Source organism: uncultured Gimesia sp., assembly GCF_963976445.1.
Classification (GTDB): Bacteria; Planctomycetota; Planctomycetia; order Planctomycetales; family Planctomycetaceae; genus Gimesia.
On the sequence record NZ_CAXBKP010000001.1, the window covers coordinates 499600 to 522236 of the forward strand.

Sequence of the window (22637 nt, forward strand, 5' to 3'; positions counted from 1 at the left end):
CCGTTCTGGCCTTGTACTATAACGAAAATAAACAAGTTCGACCAGCGGCTTAAATGATCTGCGCATTTTCGTCCGCGATCAAACTCGCCCGCTTGAGTAAATTCGCCAGCACAAACAGTAAGCCACCGACTGCCGCCAAAGTAATCTGATTCGAGCTGATGCCAATCGCCAGCATTTTCTTACCAGGCGGATTATGCATTGTCAGCAGTACGCTCAACACAGCACCTGAAATCGGCGAGAGTAACGCCGTTCCGATGAGGCCGAATGCAAAGCGTTTCAGGAACCGGCTGTTCTGCGTGCTCAGATAATCCTCGGCACAACAGGCTTTCAAAAAGCGACGCAATGCGAACAAGCCCCAATACGTGGGCGACACTACAATTGCCGTCAACAAAACCATGAAACATTTCGTAGATACAGGCAGCGGAAATATTATTGCCTTCACTGGTACAAAACCATTTGTCGCCGCAATCTGATCTGCATAAAACCAGACCACCACCAACAAAGCGGGGATCGCTACCAGCGCAAGCACACTCAGATAATACAGAAACTGACACACGAGACGTGTACGATCTTTTTGAGCCATCTTAATGGATTCCTTTCCAAAAGGGTTTATTGCAAGACGGCGAATTTTTATCGTTTTACAATAAACTCCACAACCCCAGTTTTTGAGAAAATGGACGCCGATTAACTCCCTTTCGATAACCAGCCACCGGGTTGCAGCGTGGCGGTCGATTGCGTGTCGCGGTACCAGTCCTTGAGCTGTTTGAGCATTTTCGCGGCCTGCTCTGGTTCCTGCTTGAGCAGATTGTTCTTTTCACTCGGATCCTGATCGAGCCGATAGAGTTCGAGTTTTTCGTTTTCAAACGTGCCCGGCTTGGCGCGAGGATGCAGGACAACCAATTTCCAAGGCCCCTGCCGCATCGCTTCTGATCGCGTTCCTCGATTCGAAAGAGAAGCCCAAAATAAGGGACGCTCTGTCACGGTTTGCTGCTCAAATAATACCGGTGCTAAATCCACGCCATCCAAGGGGCGATCCTTGGGCTGCTTCACACCTGCGATTCCGAGTAAGGTCGGCATGACATCAATGCTGATCGCCGGCACATCTGAAACCGTACCCGCTTCAATTTTTCCCGGCCACCAGGCAATCGCTGGCACACGGTGGCCGCCTTCATAGACGGAACCTTTGCCGCCGCGCCATTTCGGGCTACCACTCGGAAAGTCACGCGAGGGTCCATTGTCTGAGAAGAATAAAACAAACGTGTTTTTATCGAGCCCGGACTTCTCCAGAAATTCGCGAATCTGTCCGACTCCTTTATCAACGGGCAGCGTCATTCCCCGATACTTTTCAATCCGTTCTTCTTTGTTCGCAGGCTTCCAGCGTTTCCAACCCTCTGCTTCGCTGCGACGAACCGGATCGCCGGGCACCTGTACGGGGTTGTGGATGGATTCATGCGCCACATACAGACAGAAGGGCTGATCCTGATTGTCTTTGATAAACTGCATCGCGTATTGATTGATGAGATGGGTGGAATAGCCATCTTCCCGTGTTTCCTTCCGGCCGTGCCACCAGTCGTGTTTGACGTGATCTCCCACGTGACTGATGAAATCGATATTGCCGCTGTGGTAACCGACAAACGTATCGAAGCCATGATTGTCCGGATGAAACTCGGCTGAGTTATGCGGATACCCCTGATGCCATTTCCCGATCAACCCAGTGCGATAGCCGGCCTGTCGTAATAGTTCGGCGAACGTATTCTCCGTTTTTCTTAAGCCTGTACGATGTTCGGGATGATCGCTGACCGGATGAATCACGGCTTCAATGCCCGCACGCTGCTGGTAGCGACCCGTCAACAGACCGGCACGTGTGGGAGAACAGACCGTGCCGGAAGAATGAAAGTCGGTCAGCTTCAAACCTTCTTTGGCCAGCCGATCAATCTCGGGGGTTTTGAAATAGGGATTGCCAAAGCAGCTCACCCCCGCGTAGCCCATGTCATCAACCATGATCACAATCAGGTTCGGCCGCTCTCCCGGCACACGGTCCGCTGCGTGCGCGGTGAATTGAAAACAGAATAGACACACAGCCGTAAGAAGTGTCTGAATTGCCGGATGATAATTTCTTCGGCATTGCACGACGGAGTCCTTTTGTTCTTGCCAGAATGATTGTCGACTACATCAAAAGGTAGCAAAACATTATATCAGAGAAGTATTCAAATACACGGAACTAAATCGTAAAGCGCATCAACGAGAGCGGGACAACAGACGAAAACCTATAAACAACGATTTTCTACTTGCGATTCTCTACAAAAAACAACATGATTTTAAATTAGAACTCTTCCTGTCAAATTCATACCCAATTCTCATGCAAATTAAAGGGCTTCCCGATGATCAAAGTTGAGTGTGATTCATGTTTTCAGGAATATAAAGTACGCGATGAACGGGCCGGTCAGACTCTGAAATGCAAGTCGTGCGGTCATAAAATGCGTGTGCCCTCAGGCGATGAGGACCTGCTAGACGACGTGTATCACGACTTCGAAGATCCCGCACGCCCTGCCAGAAACAGGAAATCATCGGGCACATCAAACAATGCTTCTAAAAAGAACAAGAAATCCGAGAAGAAAACGAACGGTCCGATCGGTACCATTGTGGGGGTAGTCTGCTTTGCAGTCGCGTTTTATGTGTCTTACACATTTGTCGGCGGACTATTCGGGAAAAAGAAAAACGAGGAAGCAGCAGTCCCCCCGGCCATTGTCCAAAATGAAGCTGAAAATCCCTCAACCGCACCGGCTGTAAATTCCCCTGCCGCTGCAAGTCCGCAGCAAACTGTCACGGAAACGAAACCTTCTGAACCGCTTCCCACTGATCCAGCTGCGCGCAAGAAGGAGATCGATCGTCTTTTAAAAGAAACGAAAGGCTATGCGGATGCATTCAAAAAAGCGACCAACCATCAAGAGCGAAAAACGATTTATGAAAAAACGAAAATCGCCCAGGCACGCTTAAAGACTCTACAGAAACAACGGAAATCTGAAAACGATGCTAAACTCGCTCTGAATTCCAAATCATCCGCATCGAAAAAGAGCCTCGTTGCTCAAAAATGGTCTTCTTTAGTGGACCCTCCTCTCGTCGTCACGAAATGGCCGGACTCTTCTAAGATCTCAATTGACATGCAGAATCGAGAAGAGAATCCCATCCTGCCTCATTCCTACAGCCCATTTATCGCACTGCGACACAGTGGAGGAAGTCCTTACAAAATTGATGTCTGGAATTTGGCAACGGAAGAAAAAGTAGGGCTGGTCACGATTCCGGTCCCAGACAACCAGATGGTGATAAAACCGAATCCCTGTTTAAGTGTGGATGGGAAATATCTCATGATGTCTTATCTAACCAGCGACACGAAAATCCCGTTGCTTGCCTGCTGGGATGTGGCAACAGGAAAGAAAGTCGCAGAATGGGAAGCTGACCTGGCCAATTCGATCAACACGGTTTTTGAGATCTGTGGAACAGATCGGGCTTTTGCCAAAATCCTCCGCAAAGACGGAAACCGGTTTAAATCGATTCTGAAACTATGGGATCTGACTACCGGGAAATTATTGAATGAAAAAGAACTCGACGGTGGTCAGATTACAGCATCGAATTACAAGATCAGCCCGGGTGGGAAATTCCTGATCGCTAATAATTACAGCAACTTGAATATCTATGATCTGAACTCACTGGAGCAGATTTATGTCATCAAATTCAGTAAAGTCCTGCCAGCGGATTTTCATTTTGTCACCGTCAATGCAATAGAATTCTCTGCGAATGGTAAAGAGCTTGGCTTACTCATTGCAGGATCTCGTACCACTTCGGTCTGGGTCCTTGATCTATCCGACAATGAATTTAAGCTGGGCTATCAAGTTTCCGGTAACCTGGGAGACATACTCAGTACGCCGCGATATGAAGGTAACCATTTGACTTGGAATCCCACCGGCAACAGCTGGCTACTGTATGGTGCCTGGCTTGTGGATCGCCAGAGTCAACGGGTCGTCTGGACCTTAAAGCCTGTTCCCAATGTCATCATGCGTGACGAAGTTTTCTTAACGCCGAACTACTTGCTGGCGGAAACGGCAACGGCGTTATCAGATGCGAACGGTCGTATTCTACTGAATCGAAAGCCCAAACTGGTATCACTGCCACTTTCAGAATCGAAAATCGCGGAGAGTCTCGCCGCTTATGCCAGTCAGAGCGAGGCCATTTTAGGAACCGGACAAAAAGTCAGCGTTGATGTGAATATTGGTGATGTCAAATTTAGCAATGCCGATGAAGTCAAAACCATTCTCAATGACGTCATTCAACAGAGATTGGAATCCGAGGGCTTTCAGGTCGTGCCAGACCAGCCCATTGTCTTCAGAATTGAATATCAGGAACAGGATGGTCACAAACTGCAATTGACCAAACGCGACAAGTCAGTCCCCGGAAACCCTCTGAGACGAAAAGCGACTGGAAAAACACTGCAATCAACGGCCGCGACTTTTAAACTTTCCTGGGTCGACAAACCTTCAAATAAAATACTCTGGTCCAATCAAGCGCTCGTTAACCCCCGCTTTCTGATTTTACGAGGGGCGGCGACTGCAGAAGCAGCCCGTAAAAAGATGTTCGAGGAATTACAAAATCGACTGATGGCGGAATCCATTCCCTATTTTATTCCCAAACAGAAAACGCTTTCCATGTTGCCGGGTGAAACTCAGTTGCCTGACTAAGAGATCCATCTCAGACGTGATTCTTGAACTCTCAAAAACAGCATTCCGTATTTCTCAATGCAACACGAAAACCTGGATTGCTATACTCAGCGAAAATCCTTTACAATAGAGGATATTGACATCCTATTGTCGATCTTAAGAACTGATTCTTCCACCATCTGCTAATAGAGATTAAGGACACACTCATGCGTAAAACGATCTGCTTCTTGATTTGCGGTGCTCTACTTTTAGGATTCTGGGGCGGGACTGAAAAATCACAGTTTGCCCACGCCGTGGATCCCGACAAATGTGAATGTGAGTCAAAAGAAAAAGACGATGACAGTAACGGCGAGAAAAAACTCAGCAAATTCATGCGCGAGAAGCTCACCAGTTCACAACTCGTTCTGGAAGGGCTCATGGTCGAAGACTATGACATGATGCAAAAAGGAGCCCAAAAAATGATCGAAATGAGTAATGCCACTGAATGGCAGGTGATCGAAGGCCCCGTTTTCGCACGCCAAAGCGAGGAGTTCCGCTCCGCCGCCAAACAGGTAATCAAGTTCGCCAAAGAAAAGAATCTCGATGGTGCCTCGCTTAGTTACCTGCACTTAACCATGACCTGCATTGCTTGTCACAAAAAAGTCAACAAAGTACTGATCTCCCAGCGATAAATCTACACTTGCTGCGATCCATCAATAAAACAGGGGAATGCGAAATCGATTCGCATTCCCCTGTTCTCATTATCAGCTAGCTGATGCGCTTACTTTTCTGTCACTTCCGTGGCAGCCGTTTCTTTAGCAGGCAGCACACGAATCACGCGGCCGCTTTGCAGCTTGTCGCCATCCAGTTCCACCGTACGAATCCGTAACAGATGCGTTCCCGGTTTCAACCCTGCGGGCAACTTCGCATGCCAGAGATGCGTCGAATTTTTCGCTTTTGGCAAATTACGATACTTCTTGTCTTTCACACCATTTTCTGACTCAGACAGTTTTTTGAAGCTGGGATCAATGCCCAATTGATGCTGCATGGGAACCCAGGTTCCTGTTTTGCCAATCATCATTTCAACCTTCGATCGTTCCGATCCGTTGAAAATATTGACCAGAACTTCAGTCTCGGCCAACTGATCGGCGGTGACTTGTTCGGGAGCCATAATATTCATCTGATACTTTGCTGACCGTCCTGCGGCCCGAAAGTCCAGATTGTATTCTTTCCCGTCAAAGGTGATGATCGAATAACCGTTGGGGGCGCCATCGGCCATTACCGTGTGGGGAATGCCTCGTTCATCAGGAGCCCCTGACCACCAGCTGCCACTCACTGTGACGTTGATGATGTGATGGTGCGGCTTCGGCCCACGCCAGCCATCAGCTTTGGTAATGAAACGATGTTCATGGTGATGTGTATGACCGGAAATCGACATGCAGAAAGGACGTTTTTCAATCAACCGATACAACTCCTGTCGATCTTCCACATCCACCAGAGGAATGTGCATCATCAGCACGACCAGTTGATCTTCGGGAATCTGCTTGAGATCGTTCTTGATAAACGCCATCTGCTCTTTACCAAGCCCACCTTGATATTTGCCCTTCTTTTTCCCTTCAGAAACGACCCACTCAACATCATCTACTGCGATGAAATGCACCGTCCCGTAATCGAATGAATAATAAGCCGGGCCGAAGGCACGCTCAAATGTCTCATCACTCAGTTTATCGTTGGGAGCGTCATAGTTAATGTCATGATTGCCGATGATGTTGTACCAGGGAACCCCCAACAGCGCGATACCACGTGCCTGCGATTCGAACAGGGATAAATCATCAAACAGAATATCCCCCAGAGTCACGCCAAATGAAGCATCGGTTCCGACCAGTTCTTCAATCACATCATGCGCGATATAATCAATTTCCTTCTGATCGCGTGGCTGCGGGTCACCAAAGAAAATCGCCCGGAACTGGCTGGGCTCTTTCTGAGGATACAGCGGAAAATCGACCGAAGCGGGCAGAGGTCCAGTTGGCTTAACGCCCGCGTACTTTGTTTTGGGTGAGCCGTTCGGCTTGTGAATATAATAAAATTCCGGTGTCAGATTCTTACTCAGTGGCGTCCGCCAGCCTTGTGGTTTGATCACAAACAGAATCGTATCCTCAGTGACCGGCAGCTGATACTGGCCGCATTCATCGGTGCTGACAATATCAACGCCATTCGACACACGAACCCCCGACAGAACTTTTTCCCCGGCGTCCCGTTTGCGATTGTTGTTTGCATCGTGAAACACATAACCGGTGGCCGTCTGCTGTGCTTTCGATTCTGCCTGCCCGATTTCTTGATAAGAAATGATCAGAAGTAACGTTAGACCAAATTTCATAAGTGATGATCGACTCATTTATTTTCCCTCTGTTAATAAACCAGATTAATTGTCTCTGTTTATGTTACGCTGCACACCGTCGTCGCAAAACCCATAGACCAGATTTTATATGAAGTTGACATAAACGAAGTTGATATAAACACTGTGCAATTGCATACAAAACCAGGGGAACGATCAAATTCATTCCCCTGGCTTAATGTAATACAGACAATCAGATACTTCGTAAAAGACCTGACGCTTTAGAATTCGCCAATCACTTCCCCACCGATCCGTGTCCCTAACGCTTTCCAGATTTCTGCACTGATATTTTCAGAAATAAAGCGTCCCGAACCATCAGCGAAACAAACCTGCACGCCACCCACATGAAAACTTCTCGCAGCAGCGATTTGAGTACCATCAATTGCGGTTGAACAAGGCAGCTCTGTAGAATTGCTGCAACTATCGAGGATATCTGGAATCACACTGTTTGGATTGCGGCCAGTACTGAAAGCGGACCCGCCCATTCCAGAATAGACCCAGGCACCACGCGAATCAGTTCTTACGCTATCGCGATATTGGACCTCACTAACCAATACGGTATTGCTGCTTCCGTCTTTAATATCCGTCATTCGGATTGAAGAATTAATCGTAAATATGCCCCCGTTCTGGCTGGTATAGGAATCCAGCAAATCACCAGACCCATAATTTGCGGCATAGTTTCCACGAGACATATTTTCTAACGCACGAAAACCAACATCCTTTCGGCGATCCACCGGATGACTCGGACATCGAAAGGCGACCGGAGTGAAATGCCCAAATTTATTATTCATATAATCCAGTGGATCTCTTGCACTCAGAATGGGAGCTGCGATGTCCCAAAGACCGGTTTGTTCCATCTGTGGCAAAACGTAGAGTAACCAGTTTCCCCCCAGACTCTGTCCGCCTGCGCAATCTTGAATGCCTGAAAGATTGACTGGAGGATTTCCGGCACAAGGGCCAATCACTCCTCCGGGAGGAAAGACACTGTGTGTCTCCTGATAGTTTTGCAGTGCCAGTCCCAACTGCTTGAGATTATTTTTACAGCTGCTGCGGCGAGCTGCTTCACGTGCCTGTTGCACGGCAGGTAACAGAAGCGCAATCAGAATTGCGATAATGGCAATCACCACCAGCAATTCAATCAGAGTAAATCCACGAGAACGACGTACGGATTTGTCAACACGCGCAACAGCACGCGAAAAACGAAGAAGCATCAATAAACTCCTCAAAAGAAAAATAGAAATTAAATTGTTTTCGTATTTCAAGGCATTTGATGCCGGGATCGGTCTTATATGACCAGTTATCGGAAGGAAGGATCGTTCGCTCTCCGAAGCTGGGCAGATCGTACTGTCAGATTATGAAGATTACGTGACCGAAAAATGAATACTTGCTTGAATCCATGTCGAACCATTTTCGAACGAGACTTCACACTCTTCCTGTCAGACGCACAACCACGATTTCGTTTCAAAAATTATCTTGATTCACAGCACGGCAAAATATTAATTACCTGTTATGGAACCATGGATGAGTTGACAGTAGGTGTCATCCGAATACAATGTTTTGTTCACGTATTCGTTTTTTTAATTGATCAACTGCAGACGCTCCAACAAATATTGTTTTCATCGAGGCTCCCTCAAATGCATCCCAGATATCTACTTGAAAACTGGCAATCCGTTCTGTTTGGTTTGATCCTGATCGGCCTTGGGGTGGCATCTCTGATGTATCCCGATGCCATGGTTGATGCTGAAGCCAGGGGCAGAAGAGGCCTGATTAAAATGATCATCATCTGGGCCTGGGGTTGGCCACTCGGTATCGCCGGACCACTGCTCGGTGGGCTTTGCCTCTGGGGAAGTTTAACGCCTTCCGAGGATGACGAATAAGACATTCCGCTCAGAGGTAGATCAGAATCGGCACACCTTCTCCCGCTTTGAATCGCCCTGAGACGTGAATGAATTCAGACCGTTTATGGTACGCTTAATGCCTGCGTATTCAGAAATTTACGATCCCGACTCCTGAATGCTCGTAAATCGGCTGCACTCTACGCAGCCGGTTTTGTGCGAGGAAACCCACCTCTTGGATTGACGCCAGTAAACGGTTCTCTCATAGTAAAAGTAGAAGCTTACCGCTCTGTCTTCCCTGGAGAGAGCATAACGGCAACCAGACTTTTTCGCCCAGGAGCCAACTACCATGCAGAAACGTTGTCTATTCAATCTGAGTTTTCTGTCTCGCGCACTGCCATGGGCGAGTGCTCTCTGCTTCCTCTGTTTGTCTTCTCCCAACGTAGAGAGTGCGGAAAAAGCAGATACGCTTCGCGTCTTGTGCTACAACATCCACTACGGTCAGGGCACCGATGGAAAATATGACGTCGCTCGTCTGGCCAAAGTAATTGAACGAACGAAACCAGATCTCGTCGCACTACAGGAAGTCGACGTCGGCGTCAAACGCTCCGGCCGCGTGCATGAAGCACAGCGTCTTGCCGAACTGACCGGCATGGAAGTCCGCTTTGGTCCCACACAACACTACGAAGGGGGACTGTTCGGCAACGCAGTGCTCACACGGCTACCGATTCTTGATGTGATGATTCAACCGCTGCCCTATACCGAAAGTACACCGCAGCTGGTGACCTATCCACGCGGTGCTATCGTCGTCACGGTGAAAGGACCGGGCGACAAACCACTGCGTTTTATCAGCACTCACTTTCAACACAATCTGCCTGAAGATCGCGTGGCAGAAGCCAAAGCCATCAACAAACATTTCGCATCCAACGATGGCGTTCCCACAATTCTCGCAGGCGACATGAACGCCCAGCCGGATACCGATCCTATCAAAATTTTACTCAAACAATGGACCAACGCCATTGATGACGACGCCACACCGACGGCTCCTTCCACCAAACCAAGATCCCGCATCGATTATATTTTCTATCGACCGGCTACAAGATTCGAAATGGTGGAATCGAAAGTCATCGACGAACCGCTGGCCTCCGATCATCGCCCCGTCTTTGCGATTCTGAAATTAATACAGCAGTGATGACGGCCACAAGCTTATCAGCCTATTTCATCTACCTGACATACTTGATTCAAGAACCTGGATAAACTGAGATGAGAAACTTGAAATGGATTGCTGTCGCGTGCATTTTACTCTGTTTTGGATCGCTCAGTCAGGGCACCGCTGAAGAGTTCCAGGCGACGCCCGTCGGTTCCATTCGCGTGCAGCCCGGCTTTCGGGTCGAGCTAATCCGTTCCGCACAGAAAGGGGAAAGCTCGTGGATCAGTATGACGTTCGACGATCAGGGACGACTGATTCTGGGGCTCGACGATGTGGGCCTCGGACGACTCACGCTCAACGACGATCCGAAACAGATCCCATTCGAAAAAATCGACAACACGCTCAAACATTGTCGCGGCGTCTTGTATGCGCACAACAGTCTGTATATCAGTGAGACCAACGGCAAAGGCCTGCATCGCTTTAAAGACACCAACGGCGATGGTCAGTTTGATCAACGTCAACTCTTGAAAAAACTGGAGTATGGCAGCCGCTTCGGGCATGGCAGCAATCAAATTGTCCTCGGCCCTGATCAGAACATCTATCTGGTGGTCGGCAACGATGTCGCGTTCCCCGCAGGCGTTTCACCCAATTCTCCTTACCGTGATCCGCACAACGATCACCTGCTGCCGAATCCCCACGACGCCGGTCAGGATGATCGTGTGGGTTATATACTGAAAACGGACCCCGATGGGAAAACCTGGGAGATTCTGGCAGGCGGATTTCGTAATCAGGTCGATATGGCCTTCAATTCGGAAGGGGAAATGTTTACCTATGACGCCGACATGGAATGGGATGTAGGACAACCCTGGTATCGCCCGACACGCGTGAACCATATTATCCAGGGAGGAGAATACGGCTGGCGCTGGGGCACCGGCAAATGGCCCGAATATTACGCCGACAGCCTCCCCAGTACACTCGATACCGGCCTGAGTTCTCCTACCGGCATAATCTTTGGCACAGACAGCAAGTTTCCCGAACGCTTTAAAAACTCGCTGTATATTGCCGACTGGCAGAATGGTCGTATCCTGCTCGTCGATCTGATTCCCGCTGGCGCCAGCTTTACCTGCCAATACGAGGTCTTTTTGGAAGGGGGGCCACTGAATGTCTGTGATATGCAGTTCGGCCCCGATGGTGCCCTCTATTTCATCACCGGCGGCCGCGGTTCGCAATCGGGGCTGTACCGTGTGACGCCGACGGCAAATCAAAAGACAAATTCGACGGCCCCCAAGATTGACAAGAAAACGGAAGCCCTGGCATTGGCGGCACGAAAACTGAGACAGCAGCTCGAACAGTATCAGACGAAACCAGTCACCGATATCAACTTACTCTGGCCTCACCTGAGCAGCCCAGATCGCTGGCTCCGCTTCACCACACGACGGGCGATTGAAAACCAGGACGTTTCCAGGTGGCGTGCACGGGTCCTTACAGAAATAAATCCCACCGCCGCCATCGCCGGCCTGATTGCTCTGTGCCACAAGGGAACTGCTGAGGACAAAGACCCGGTCCTCACCGCACTGAACCGCATTGACCTGAAGCAATTAAAACAGCAACAGCTGCTCGCCCTGTTGCGTGCTTACGAGCTCTGTTTCATTCGACTCGACGCACCAACGGCAGCACAGGCCAACGCACTCAAGCAACGTCTGCAGCCGCTGTATCCCCATGCCACAAGCAGTGCCAATCACCTGCTCTGCGACTTGCTGGTCTATTTAAAAGACGAGACCGTCGTCCCCCAAACAGTCAATCTACTCACCGACACATCCACACAGGAAGAACAGATTCGGGCAGCCCGTACTCTGACGTTCGCCCGACAGGGTTGGAATAAAGAGCAGCAACATAATTTCCTCACCTGGCTGGCACACGCCCGCACCTTTTCCGGCGGCAAACAGCTGACCGAACGTTTGCGTGATATCCGCGTCGACTTCTTAGAGATGCTCACCGAACAGCAACGTCAGCAGTTCAGCAAAGAAATTGCTGCCCTCGATAAACCGCTGGTGGAAGAAGAAATCGTCCCCACCCGTCCCATGGTGCAGGACTGGAAACTTGACGATCTCGAACCACATCTGGCAGCCGTCACGACCAACCGCTCCTTTAAAAGTGGGCGGCAGGCTTTGCTGGCTGCCAGTTGTCTGAAATGCCATCGCATCGGTTCTACAGGCGCCCAAGTCGGCCCTGATCTGACCAACGTGGGCAAACGCTTCGACAGCCGCGCCATTCTGGAATCGATCATCACGCCATCCAAAGTGATGGACGAAAAATACCTTTACACGGTTTATATCCTTGACAGCGGAAAGGTCGTAACAGGACGCCCCGTCGGCGTCAACAAGACAACCATCACCGTCGAAACCGATCCGATCAAACAGACGACTGTGCCCGTCGCCCGGGACGAGATCGAAGAGTCTATTCTCTCCAAAACATCACCGATGCCCGCCAGCCTGATCAATGTTCTCACCAAAGAGGAAATTCTCGATCTGCTGGCCTATCTCAAAGCAGGCGGCAATCCCCAGGCGGATGCGTTTCTGAAGCAGAAATAACTTTAAACGGGAACAACCTGTAACATGTCAGTACGGAATTGTGTGAACTATCTGGGACTCGCGCTGTTATTGTTCTGCAACACCATTCAGAGCTCGGCAGCAGAACCGGTCAATCTCAACAGTCTCCCGTCCGACCTCAAGGTCCCAGAAGTCACACATGAAAAACCGCAGGCCGGCAAACGGGTCTGGCAGACGAACCCCGGCTTTGAACAAACCGAAATCGCGCACGCCCTCTATCTCCCTCCCGACTGGAAACCGGGAATAAAGTATCCCGTGATCATGGAATATCCCGGAAACGGCGGCTTTAAGAATGCCCTCAATGATCGCAGCCGGGGCCGTGTGCAGGATTGCAAACTGGGCTATGGCTTATCGGACGGCGCAGGCATGATCTGGGTCAGTCTGCCCTTCGTCGATTCAAAAATCGGCAAGCACGCTCTCAAATGGTGGGGCAATCCGGATGCCACTGCCGACTACTGCAAACAGACGGTCGCCCGGATCTGTCGGGAATTTGGCGGCGATCCCGAGAATGTAATCCTCACTGGTTTCTCACGCGGCGCCATCGCCTGCAACTATATCGGCCTGCGCGACGATGAAATCGCAGCGATCTGGAAAGCGATGCTGCCTCACAGTCATTATGATGGCGTGCGCAAATGGAACTACCCCGACAGCGACATCGCTTCCGCCCACAAACGACTGAAGCGTCTGGGCACCCGCCCGCAATTCATCAGCCACGAACGGAGCACCCGCGCAACGGAGAACTTTCTGCAGGCGTCAAAATCTAAAGGTCAGTTCACCTTCATGTCCCTCCCCTACCCCAATCATTCCGACGAATGGGTATTGAAAGACATTCCCGAACGAACCCGAGCGAGAGAGTGGCTCACGGAAATTCTGAATACCAATTCAACTGATTGAGCCCTTTTTTTCCAGTTACGAGACAATCAAATGCCCAGAAAACAAATGACCAGAAACACAAAGTGGACTTTATTCATATTAACTTGCCTGCTCCTGGTTCAAAAATCCCCCATCCAGTCAGCAGAGCCACAACCACGGCCGCATACTAAAGTTCGTGGCATCTATGGCGGTGCGCCCACACAACTACTGGAACAGAACAAAACGCTTCCTGAACTGGGCGTGAATGCGATCTTCATGGGATCGGGCAGCTTGACCGACAAACGCATCGCACAATTGAAACAACAGGGCGCAAAAGTCTTTGCCGAATTCAATACCATGCACGTCGCCAATTATCTCAAAGAACATCCCGACGCTGCCCCGATTGGTGTCGACGGAAAAGTCTGCCCGGCGCCACAGGGTTGGCAGGGGATCTGTCCGACGCATCCTGACTATCGCAAATTTCGGATGGATGAGTTCCGTAGAGTACTCAAGAAATATGAAATCGACGGCATCTGGCTCGATTATCATCACAGTCACGCCAGCTGGGAACGCGCGGTTCCCGACATGCCAGATACCTGTTTTTGTGATCGCTGTCTGAAACAGTTTCAGCGAGATACCAAAGTTTCGCTGCCTGATGCTCCCACATCTAAACTATCCCAACAACTGCTGGAAAAACAGAAAGCGGCCTGGGTCCAGTGGCGCTGCGATGTCTTTACCGACTGGGTCCGCGAATTCCGTTCGATCATCAAGGAAACACGACCCAAGGCGCTATTGGGAACATTTCACTGCCCGTGGTCTAGCACCGATTTCAACGGCGCGCTCAAAAACAAACTCGCCATCGATCTTAAAGCACAGGCAAAGTATGTCGATGTCTTCAGTATCATGCCTTATCACGCCCGTTTCAATCATCCAGACGACCCCGCCTGGATCTCCCGTCAGACTGCCTGGCTGGGCAAACATCTGGGCATCAAAGGCGAACCGGGAGAACGACTCAAAATCTGGCCGATCGTTCAACTCTCGGATTGGGGCGAACCAGTATCTGTCGCACAGGTCAAACCGGTCCTTGATCACGGCACCCGTCTGCCGGCGACCGGGGTAATGGTCTTCCGCTGGGGATCACTGCATCCACAAACGGACAAAGTGAACGCGATGATCGAATACTATCGCGCGATCAAACCGTAGACGACTCCATTTTCAGTTTGTTGACAATCCGACACGCGCGATCTATAACCAAGGCGGATACAAACCAACCCGCAGAAGGACGGATCGCGACCATGTTAACGGTACTCTCTCCCGCTAAATCTCTGAATCTGGAACCGCAAACGCAGACATCGAAATTCTCGACGCCCGAATTTCTGGATCAAGCTGAGACGCTCGCCAAAAAGCTGAAGCGGATGTCCAAAAAATCATTGAGCGAGTTAATGGGCATCAGTAATGACTTGGCCGAGCTTAATCATGGCCGCTTCAATCAATGGTCGCGGCCCTTTTCCACAGACAATGCCAAACAAGCGCTCCTGATATTTAATGGTGACGTCTATCAGGGACTTGATGCCAAACGATTCAAAGCCCGTGATCTCGCCTTCGCGCAAGATCACCTGCGAATTCTTTCCGGCTTGTACGGCGTATTGCGCCCACTGGATCTGATGCAGGCCTATCGTCTGGAAATGGGAACCAGTCTCATCACACGCAGCGGTAAATCGCTGTATGACTTCTGGGGAGATAAAATCACCGAGTCTCTCAATCATGACCTGGCAAAACACAAACAGAAAGCACTCGTCAATCTGGCCTCCAATGAATACTTTAAGAGTGTCAGACCCCGTGGACTCGTCGGTCCCGTGATCACGCCGGTCTTTAAGGAAATCAAAGACGGCAAATCACGCACGATTGCCTTGTTCGCCAAGCAGGCCCGGGGGCGAATGGCGGCCTGGATGATTCAAAACCGGATTGATGCTCCAGAACAACTGACCGAGTTCAACTTGAATGGATACGAATATCAGGCCGATGAATCGTCGGCTGATAAATTGACATTTTCTCGTCCGCAGCCACCGCCGGTCGGAAAGAAATAACAACTCCTTATTTAGAGAAACAAAGTCCCATGACTGAGACCGCTTCCCACCAGCAACTCGATCAGATGATTACCGGCTACTGGTCGTCGCAAGCCATTTACGCTGCCGCCAGTCTGGGGATTGCCGACCTGTTGGTCTCAGGGCCGCAAACGGCCGAGCAGCTGGCTGCCGCCACAGATACCAATGCGGGGGCACTCTATCGTCTGCTACGTGCTCTGGCGAGTGTAGGGATATTTATCGAAAATGAGCAACAGAAATTCGGCTTAACCCCTTTAGCGGAATTCTTGCGCAGCGATGTTCCGGGTTCCAAAAGGGCGCTGGCCATGATGACAGGCGACGAACATTTTCAGGCATGGGGCGAAATTCTCTATAGCATCCGAACCGGCAAAACTTCATTCGATAAAGTATTTGAAAAACCGTTCTTCGAGTACCTGCCAGAGCATCCTGACAAGGCACAGGTTTTTGACCAGGCGATGACCGGCATTCATGGCAGAGAGACTGGCGAGATCCTGGAGTCGTACGATTTTTCGGAAATGAAAACATTGCTGGATATCGGCGGCGGAAACGGATCTAACATATCCAGCATTCTGCAGAAGTACCCGGAGATGAAAGGCATTTTGTTCGACCTGCCGCATGTTGTCGAACGGGCTCAAGCTCATATCAAGCAGGCAGGATTAAGTGACCGCTGTGACCTGATTGAGGGTAGCTTTTTTGCATCCGTTCCCGAGGGAGCGGACGCCTATTTTATGCGTCACATTATTCATGACTGGGACGATGAAAAATCGCTCACTATTCTTCGCCAATGCCATGCCGCCATGCCGAAAAACAGCAAACTGCTGGTCGTTGAAAGTATCATTCCTGAAGGGAACGAACAATTCGCCGGCAAGTTTCTCGATCTGGTAATGCTGTTAATTCCCGGCGGTAAGGAACGCACGGTAGAGGAATACCGGTCCCTGTTCAAACAGGCAGGTTTCGAACTGGAACGCATTATCTCGACGGAGTCCGAACTCAGCATCCTGGAATGCGTCAAGTGTTAGCAGATTCAAGCCGACGTCGGCACTGATATCGAGCTGCAGATTCATATTGATCAGATAGGTGAATCCGCTGTCTGATCCAAAGTTTTCCCCAACAGGCTCTGCTGAATCTTTCATCTCATGGTCAACGAAACGACTAGAGTAATGCCCGCCTGCCACCATCAATTGATCTTCCAGCAGCGAGCGACTGTCACTCACCTTGAGATGTAGGAAGCTGATCTTCTGCCAGTGCTGCCCGGTAGTCTGCCTGTTCTTTGAAATACTGCAGTTTCGCATCGACGGCTTTTTCTGCAGACTCAACTGCATATTGTTCTCGCAAAGTTACTTTCAACAGATCCGACAACCCTTCTTCGAAGTTGCGACGTTCGCGACGTGCCAGGTCTTCTGCATAGCCAACGGCCAGCTCCGCCTGTTGAGCCTGTTTGTAAGCTCCGGTCAACCCGGCGTAGGCATACTCGACTTCAGCAATAATTTTCTCTTCGGTTAATTTGCGTTTGGCAGTCAGCTGCGAGATCTTGCCGCCCACCGACTGAATTTTCCCGCGGGCTTTGCGACGTTCAAGGGGAACTTCTACATACAGCATTGCATCGAGTTGAAAAGGGCCTTTATCATTCTTGGGATCGGTTCGATAACCAATATCCTGAGCGGCTGCCATCACTAAATCCACCTCTGGCAGAGTATCATTCATGGCCTCAGAGTGATCAATGTCCAACTGGCGCCGTAATAATTCGAGTGCGAAAATTTCCGGCCGCCGTTCCAGTGCTAATCTAGCATCGTATTCAACCCGTTCCGCATCAATCTTCATCAATTCTGGAAAAACGGGGATCTGATCAGGCCCCGGAATCAGCGGTTCACCACTGGCATCACGATAAAACAATGAAAGTTTGACCGCCGTCTGTTGAAGTTTTCGTTCGGCAAAGGCCCGCTTTCCTGAACGCTCAGCAACCAATCGCAAGTTATCGGTTAATTCCGGTGGATCGAGAAATCCATTTTCAACCTGACTACGAATACGATCAGTCCGCGATTCAGCCAGCTTGAGAATTTGATCTGCGATGACAAGCTTGGCGCCTGCTGCTACCCAATCCCAATAAGCGTAGGTGCCTTCCTGAACGAAACCGATGAGTTGTGCCTGGATATCCGGCTCAACAGCATCTACGCCAAATGTCGTACGCCATAACGCAGCCCGTCGTGCATCAATGTCTCGATTTCGGGCGAGTGGTACCGAAAAACCTGCTTTAAACTCCCCCGCTTCATTTGTCTGCCTTTCCTTATACCAAGGCTGGAAATTTCCACGACCCATTTTATAACCGGCAAAGAGTTCCCCCCCCTGATACAAGGGCTTCACCAGACCGATATTTTGGCGATACGTTTTATAATATCCCATCGGCCCATTTTCAGTAGCTGCTTTGAATTTACGGTCAAATTCTCCTAAGGTTTGCAAACGCTCACCGGAAGCAACTTCGCGTGAATAAATCGCGGCATCCAACAATGGGTAGCTTTGATAAACCGAGTTAATCACGTCTTCCAAAACCAGCCCATTCCGGCTGGGCTCCAAGTTTTCACCTGGCAAAGGAGGAATGTTGGGAATGGCAAACGCTTCTTCATTAATCATTTCAGCCGAAACAAGTGACACTTGCTGAGAAGACAGTGCTGGCTCAGCTGGCGCTTTGTCTGTAGGCGTTTGGTCTGTGGGCGGTTCTTCCTGGTCGCGCTGAGGATTCAGTTGAATTTGTGCCGCATCAACTGGATCGGGCGAAGCCGCCTCAACCGTGATCCGTGCAATAGCAGAAGGCGTTTCAGACTGTGACACATTCTGTTGTGTGCCAGCACATCCGACTGCCATTGTTGCGGAGAGAAACGGTACAAAAGTTCTAAACATCGCGGAATCACTCTACTGGTCTGCTTCACCAGCAACCTGAATTACTAATACAGTTACTATAATCCGTACAAAGCGCTCTGTTTTAGAATTCGGCATAAGTGGACGGGGGCATTGACAGAGAGTAAGAACACTCTAAGCGTTATCACAGAAAATCTCTATTTTTCCGCAACAAACAACGAAGTCCGCAAACACAACCCAGCACCCCTATTCTCACTTAGGCAGCTTGGGAGGCTTGCTCTTATTACTTTTCTGGCCTGGCTCATTGATTGAGACCACAGGTGGGAACCCATTGAGCTTTCTCCAGACTTCGTACCAGAGAGGAACCCGTTTCAGCAAAACCCAGGCGTTCGTACGCACGCCCTGTCTAAGAAACCGATCTTGAGGCCAGGGTATGTCTGCGGGATCCGGGCGAACCAGAATTCGGAATTTTCCGTTCCCGTTGTCGGTGGCATCAACAGAAACAACTGTTCCGCCAAAGGTCCCGACGGCCACCGAAGGCCAACCGGCAAACTGGACTGCCGGCCATCCCTCAAACTGCAGCCGCACAGGCTGCCCTGGTTCAACGAGTGGTGCGTCATTCCCATCGAGCCAGACTTGAACAGAACGTTCGGTCGTATAAGGCACAATAGTACAAATCGGATCACCCTCTTTCAGGATCCCGGTTCCCAGATTCGGCGTGATCTGAACAATGTAGCCATCGAAGGGGGCCTTAACCACCTGAGTCTCTTGCCGCGAAACTTTGACCCGCATATCGAGTAGTTCCTTTTCGGCCTTGTTCAGCCCCTGTTGCGCCTTGGCGATATCGCTTTCGGCTTTGGAGACATCCCCGTTCGCTTTTCGTAACATTGCTTTCGTTTTGTCGATATCCGCCTGAGCTTTCTCAATTTTTGCTTTTCGCTCACTCTGCTTTCCTGACAATTCATCTTGGGCGGCCCCGTAGTAAAACTTGGCTCCTTTCGCTTTACTGGCTGCTTCTTTTAGCTTTCGATTCACTTCCTGTAGTTTCTGCAGCGAGATATTGTTCTCAGCCTGTAGTGTTTTCATTCGATTATACTCGGCCTGCAATTGCGGTAATGCGGCTTCATATTCAACCAGTTTCTGGTTCTCGGCCTTCACTTTTTTGGCGACCATTTCGATATAGGCATCCTGGGCGGCAATCGTCTCCCGCTTGACAATTTCATAAGCCTGAACTTGTGCCTGATAGGATTCAACGATCGTCTTCGCCGCATCCAGTGCGTGCTGACTCGCTTCCAGTTGCTGGCCGGCAGCTGTCACTGACTGCTGGCTGTTCATCAACTGCAAATCCAGACGCTCCGCATACGATTCGTCCAAATCACTTATCTGAGCAATCACTTGTCCCTTATCGACGCGCGCATTTTCAAAGATTTTATCCCCCCAGCGTGCAATCCGTCCTTTAATCGGTGCTTGAATTACCTGTTGACGCTGATCCGGGGCATAAGCCAGCACATTACCCGTGCCGGTCACAGACTGCTGCCACGGAGCAAACGCCATCAAAATAATAGTTAACAGCAGCGTCACAAACAGAAATCGGGCAATTTTTCGCGCAAGCCGCGATGATCTTGCCAGCCTCAACGCTGGCATACTAGATTCACTATAAGCCACGGGTACCAGCATTGACCAACGTTGATTCTGAGTCTGTGATGCAGGCGTATCAAGCTGCTGTTTAGCTGACATGACTTCCCCCTTCTCCCGAAGTGACCTGTCCCCCGAACTCCTGTTTTGCCGTTCCCAGTTCAGCCAGATTGAGACGCCCGGTGACCATGACCAGTGTCCAGAGACGCGCTGGATCGACCAGCATTTGAGTCAACTGCTCTGCTTCACGATCGGGAAAGACATCGATTATTCCGTCAATCAGTAATAGCCTGGGACGTCCGACGATGGCACGTGCCAGCATCAATTTGCGCGCCTGATTTGATGTGAGAGGATAACCGGTCTCTACAAGATGAGTATTCAGCCCTTCGGGGAGCCGCAGGATATCATCAACCAGTCCCACGCGTTGCAGTGCTTCACGCACATCACTCGTGGAAACGTTGGGGCGTTCCAAATGAACATTCTCCTCCAGAGATCCTGAAAATATTTCAATATCCCGCACCAATGCCACATGTTTCCTGAGCGCATCAGGGCGTAGATCGTGAGGATCAATCCCATTGATGGAAACATGTCCTTCCGCTGGTGTCCTCAGTCCAAATAACACATCCAGTAATTGACTCTTACCTGTTCCACTGGGCCCCATCAACATTAATCGTGCGCCAGCCTCAACCTTCAGGTTGACTTGCTCTGTAGGAGAGGCATGATGAGTCGCCGCGTAGCTGACATGGCTGACTGTCACTTCAGCAGGTTGATGATGCGGCATTTTGAGGAGTCCATCCTGGCGTTCCATAGGCAGATCAAACAAAACCCCGAGTTTGTCAACTGAAGCCAGGAGATCATAATAGCTCTGCAAATGTTTGCCCATTTTGGCAAAAGAGCCTACAATGACAGTCACAATTAACTCTGCCGCCACAAGCTGCCCCAGAGTCAATTGCCCAGAAATGACAAGCCAGCCTCCCAAGCCCAGTAAAACGGTACTGGCAACGGCCTGCATTCCCAACGCAAAAATAATCTGTCTCATTACAATCCGAAAATGCTTCTTACGCGCGCTCAGATATTCGTAAGTTAAATGATCTGCCTGATCCAAGGCAAACTCAGCGGCCCCCCGATATCGAAAAGCAGTTCCGCAACTGACCAGATCTTCCAACCAGGCTGCTACTTTATACTTTGCCTTGGACTGTTTAATACTGCTATTAACGGCACCACGCCCCAGCACGAAGATCACAAAGACAATCAACATCAGCAACACAATATCAAAGCCCAGCAACCAGGGATGATAAAAAGCCAGAACTGTCATACCAATCAAGGTGCTCAGCACCAGCGAAATGCCGTCTAACAGGAGCGAAGCTGTCGCTTTTTGGACTGTCATGACATCAAAAAAACGGTTGACCAGTTCCCGCCCCGACTGACCATCCAGAGCAGCAGGAACCACGCGCGGCAATCGAAACGAAAGATCTGCGGCCACGCGCGCGAAGAGACGTCGTTGAATGATCTCTGCAACATAGATCTGCAATCCGAGCAAAGCCGCGGAGAAGGAAAGAAAGGCGAGCAGCATTAACGCCAGTATAACTACGGGTTGAAGTAGCCGACCGAAGGCGACTGTATTTACCAGCGTTTCGACAGCCAAAGGCGTCGCCAGTGCCAGCAAGCCCGTGACGAGCGCAAAAACCGTGATAATCCAGATGTCAGAAAACTCTGGCTTCAACAACTTTAGCACTCGATCAAGCGGACGATGGGCGTGAGTATCTCCTGATACTGCATGAGTCGCTGAGAGCTCTGGTTCAATAACCAGGCATCGTACCACTTGCTCCTGATCCGAAAGCTTTAAGACACTCCGTATCCTGCGGGAGCTGATCCAGATCCGGGTTCGATCTCGCTGTGGTTGTAGAATCTGGAACCGACGCCGTTTTGCCGAAAGGATTGCAGTCCAGCGATGCTCATCGCCTACACGGGTGATGACTCGCCCCCCTTCACTGGTGATTGCAACCAGTTCATGGAAAGTACAATCCATCACTTTGTATTGGAGCTCTAAACTGCGGCTTGCTTCGACTAACCAATTCCACCAGTCATCGTCAGTTTCGGAGGCCCTCGCAGAGGCTGCTTCAATCAGTGCACGTCGAATTCGTGTCCGATCAGCTGAATGACCGGCATCAACGGCCAGTTGCTCAAACAACCAGGCAGCCGCTTTGATATCGATTTGGACCGACTTCGCATCAGCGTCTGCCAAGATGTCCGCGTTGTCAGGTGGAGTGGTAGACATGAGCAGTTCGTAAGTACAGGACCATCAAATATAGAAATTTTCGACTTTGACCTGCTGAAACACGTTCAACAAAGCCAGTGAATCTTCAATAGGCAGGGCACGACCATCCCAAGTCACATCCGATGCAAAGCAGTTTGCAAACAGACAAACGTGGACACTTGTATGGATCGCAAGAATAGCACTTCATTTTCTATCGTCTATTTACTGCATGGCATCCCATAAAACTTACTACAA

Annotated in this window: 16 protein-coding genes; 9 read left to right on the forward strand and 7 right to left on the reverse strand. The window is 50.1% G+C overall.

The features are described 5' to 3' along the window. Positions 1-49: 49 nt before the first annotated feature. Both AAC022_RS01835 and AAC022_RS01840 read right to left on the reverse strand, forming a co-directional pair. Positions 50-583 carry a DUF2975 domain-containing protein gene (locus AAC022_RS01835; protein ID WP_339727423.1) on the reverse strand — a complete coding sequence of 178 codons (534 nt, stop codon included), beginning with the start codon at positions 581-583 and terminating at the stop codon, positions 50-52. A gap of 101 nt (positions 584-684) precedes the next feature. After that, the gene (locus tag AAC022_RS01840; RefSeq protein WP_339727425.1) at positions 685-2130 is read right to left on the reverse strand and encodes a sulfatase-like hydrolase/transferase; all 1446 of its coding nucleotides are present in this window, start codon (positions 2128-2130) and stop codon (positions 685-687) included. A 251-nt stretch (positions 2131-2381) separates the two neighbouring features. On the opposite strand from AAC022_RS01840, the gene AAC022_RS01845 reads away from it, so the two are divergent. Both AAC022_RS01845 and AAC022_RS01850 read left to right on the forward strand, forming a co-directional pair. Continuing rightward, positions 2382-4733, forward strand: coding sequence for a hypothetical protein (locus AAC022_RS01845; protein ID WP_339727427.1), 2352 nt, complete (start codon positions 2382-2384; stop codon positions 4731-4733). Positions 4734-4918: 185 nt separating this feature from the next. Then, the gene (locus AAC022_RS01850; protein ID WP_339727429.1) at positions 4919-5383 is read left to right on the forward strand and encodes a hypothetical protein; all 465 of its coding nucleotides are present in this window, start codon (positions 4919-4921) and stop codon (positions 5381-5383) included. Positions 5384-5472: 89 nt separating this feature from the next. On the opposite strand, the gene AAC022_RS01855 is transcribed toward AAC022_RS01850, so the two are convergent. Both AAC022_RS01855 and AAC022_RS01860 read right to left on the reverse strand, forming a co-directional pair. Next, a complete protein-coding gene (locus tag AAC022_RS01855; RefSeq protein WP_339727430.1) occupies positions 5473-7086 on the reverse strand; it encodes a calcineurin-like phosphoesterase family protein in 1614 nt (537 codons plus the stop codon). 221 nt (positions 7087-7307) lie between these two features. Continuing rightward, positions 7308-8297: a DUF1559 domain-containing protein gene (locus AAC022_RS01860; RefSeq protein ID WP_339727431.1), complete on the reverse strand. Its 990-nt coding sequence runs from the start codon at positions 8295-8297 to the stop codon at positions 7308-7310. Between the two features lie 423 nt (positions 8298-8720). Here AAC022_RS01860 and AAC022_RS01865 point away from each other — a divergent pair, with 423 nt between their 5' ends. The 7 genes from AAC022_RS01865 to AAC022_RS01895 all read left to right on the forward strand — a co-directional run bounded on the left by AAC022_RS01865 (position 8721) and on the right by AAC022_RS01895 (position 16656). Then, positions 8721-8963, forward strand: coding sequence for a hypothetical protein (locus tag AAC022_RS01865; protein WP_339727432.1), 243 nt, complete (start codon positions 8721-8723; stop codon positions 8961-8963). A 307-nt stretch (positions 8964-9270) separates the two neighbouring features. After that, entirely contained in the window at positions 9271-10113 is an 843-nt protein-coding gene (locus AAC022_RS01870; protein WP_339727434.1) for an endonuclease/exonuclease/phosphatase family protein, read from the forward strand. 71 nt (positions 10114-10184) lie between these two features. Further along, complete coding sequence (locus AAC022_RS01875; protein WP_339727436.1) at positions 10185-12662, forward strand: heme-binding protein; 2478 nt, start codon at positions 10185-10187, stop codon at positions 12660-12662. 24 nt (positions 12663-12686) lie between these two features. Beyond that, positions 12687-13574, forward strand: coding sequence for a hypothetical protein (locus AAC022_RS01880; RefSeq protein ID WP_339727437.1), 888 nt, complete (start codon positions 12687-12689; stop codon positions 13572-13574). 45 nt (positions 13575-13619) lie between these two features. Beyond that, the gene (locus tag AAC022_RS01885; protein WP_339727438.1) at positions 13620-14735 is read left to right on the forward strand and encodes a family 10 glycosylhydrolase; all 1116 of its coding nucleotides are present in this window, start codon (positions 13620-13622) and stop codon (positions 14733-14735) included. 92 nt (positions 14736-14827) lie between these two features. After that, complete coding sequence (gene yaaA / locus AAC022_RS01890; RefSeq protein ID WP_339727440.1) at positions 14828-15619, forward strand: peroxide stress protein YaaA; 792 nt, start codon at positions 14828-14830, stop codon at positions 15617-15619. 29 nt (positions 15620-15648) lie between these two features. Continuing rightward, positions 15649-16656, forward strand: a complete 1008-nt coding sequence (locus tag AAC022_RS01895) for a methyltransferase (RefSeq protein WP_339727441.1) — start codon at positions 15649-15651, stop codon at positions 16654-16656. A gap of 187 nt (positions 16657-16843) precedes the next feature. Here AAC022_RS01895 and AAC022_RS01900 read toward each other — a convergent pair whose 3' ends face one another. The 3 genes from AAC022_RS01900 to AAC022_RS01910 form a co-directional block, all read right to left on the reverse strand. Next, positions 16844-18532 carry a TolC family protein gene (locus tag AAC022_RS01900; RefSeq protein ID WP_339727442.1) on the reverse strand — a complete coding sequence of 563 codons (1689 nt, stop codon included), beginning with the start codon at positions 18530-18532 and terminating at the stop codon, positions 16844-16846. 210 nt (positions 18533-18742) lie between these two features. Then, entirely contained in the window at positions 18743-20227 is a 1485-nt protein-coding gene (locus tag AAC022_RS01905) for an HlyD family efflux transporter periplasmic adaptor subunit (protein WP_339727443.1), read from the reverse strand. Then, positions 20217-22403, reverse strand: a complete 2187-nt coding sequence (locus AAC022_RS01910; RefSeq protein WP_339727445.1) for an ABC transporter ATP-binding protein — start codon at positions 22401-22403, stop codon at positions 20217-20219. Before AAC022_RS01910 ends, AAC022_RS01905 begins: the two co-directional genes overlap by 11 nt. Positions 22404-22637: the final 234 nt, after the last annotated feature.

What these genes read in the sequence shown, in the direction of transcription:
- AAC022_RS01835 (WP_339727423.1), bottom strand. Translation starts at nt 583, where the DNA reads ATGGCTCAAAAAGATCGTACACGTCTCGTGTGTCAGTTTCTGTATTAT.
- AAC022_RS01845 (WP_339727427.1), top strand. Translation starts at nt 2,382, where the DNA reads ATGATCAAAGTTGAGTGTGATTCATGTTTTCAGGAATATAAAGTACGC.
- AAC022_RS01850 (WP_339727429.1), top strand. Translation starts at nt 4,919, where the DNA reads ATGCGTAAAACGATCTGCTTCTTGATTTGCGGTGCTCTACTTTTAGGA.
- AAC022_RS01855 (WP_339727430.1), bottom strand. Translation starts at nt 7,086, where the DNA reads ATGAGTCGATCATCACTTATGAAATTTGGTCTAACGTTACTTCTGATC.
- AAC022_RS01860 (WP_339727431.1), bottom strand. Translation starts at nt 8,297, where the DNA reads ATGCTTCTTCGTTTTTCGCGTGCTGTTGCGCGTGTTGACAAATCCGTA.
- AAC022_RS01865 (WP_339727432.1), top strand. Translation starts at nt 8,721, where the DNA reads ATGCATCCCAGATATCTACTTGAAAACTGGCAATCCGTTCTGTTTGGT.
- AAC022_RS01870 (WP_339727434.1), top strand. Translation starts at nt 9,271, where the DNA reads ATGCAGAAACGTTGTCTATTCAATCTGAGTTTTCTGTCTCGCGCACTG.
- AAC022_RS01875 (WP_339727436.1), top strand. Translation starts at nt 10,185, where the DNA reads ATGAGAAACTTGAAATGGATTGCTGTCGCGTGCATTTTACTCTGTTTT.
- AAC022_RS01880 (WP_339727437.1), top strand. Translation starts at nt 12,687, where the DNA reads ATGTCAGTACGGAATTGTGTGAACTATCTGGGACTCGCGCTGTTATTG.
- AAC022_RS01885 (WP_339727438.1), top strand. Translation starts at nt 13,620, where the DNA reads ATGACCAGAAACACAAAGTGGACTTTATTCATATTAACTTGCCTGCTC.
- yaaA (WP_339727440.1), top strand. Translation starts at nt 14,828, where the DNA reads ATGTTAACGGTACTCTCTCCCGCTAAATCTCTGAATCTGGAACCGCAA.
- AAC022_RS01895 (WP_339727441.1), top strand. Translation starts at nt 15,649, where the DNA reads ATGACTGAGACCGCTTCCCACCAGCAACTCGATCAGATGATTACCGGC.
- AAC022_RS01900 (WP_339727442.1), bottom strand. Translation starts at nt 18,532, where the DNA reads ATGTTTAGAACTTTTGTACCGTTTCTCTCCGCAACAATGGCAGTCGGA.
- AAC022_RS01905 (WP_339727443.1), bottom strand. Translation starts at nt 20,227, where the DNA reads ATGTCAGCTAAACAGCAGCTTGATACGCCTGCATCACAGACTCAGAAT.
- AAC022_RS01910 (WP_339727445.1), bottom strand. Translation starts at nt 22,403, where the DNA reads ATGTCTACCACTCCACCTGACAACGCGGACATCTTGGCAGACGCTGAT.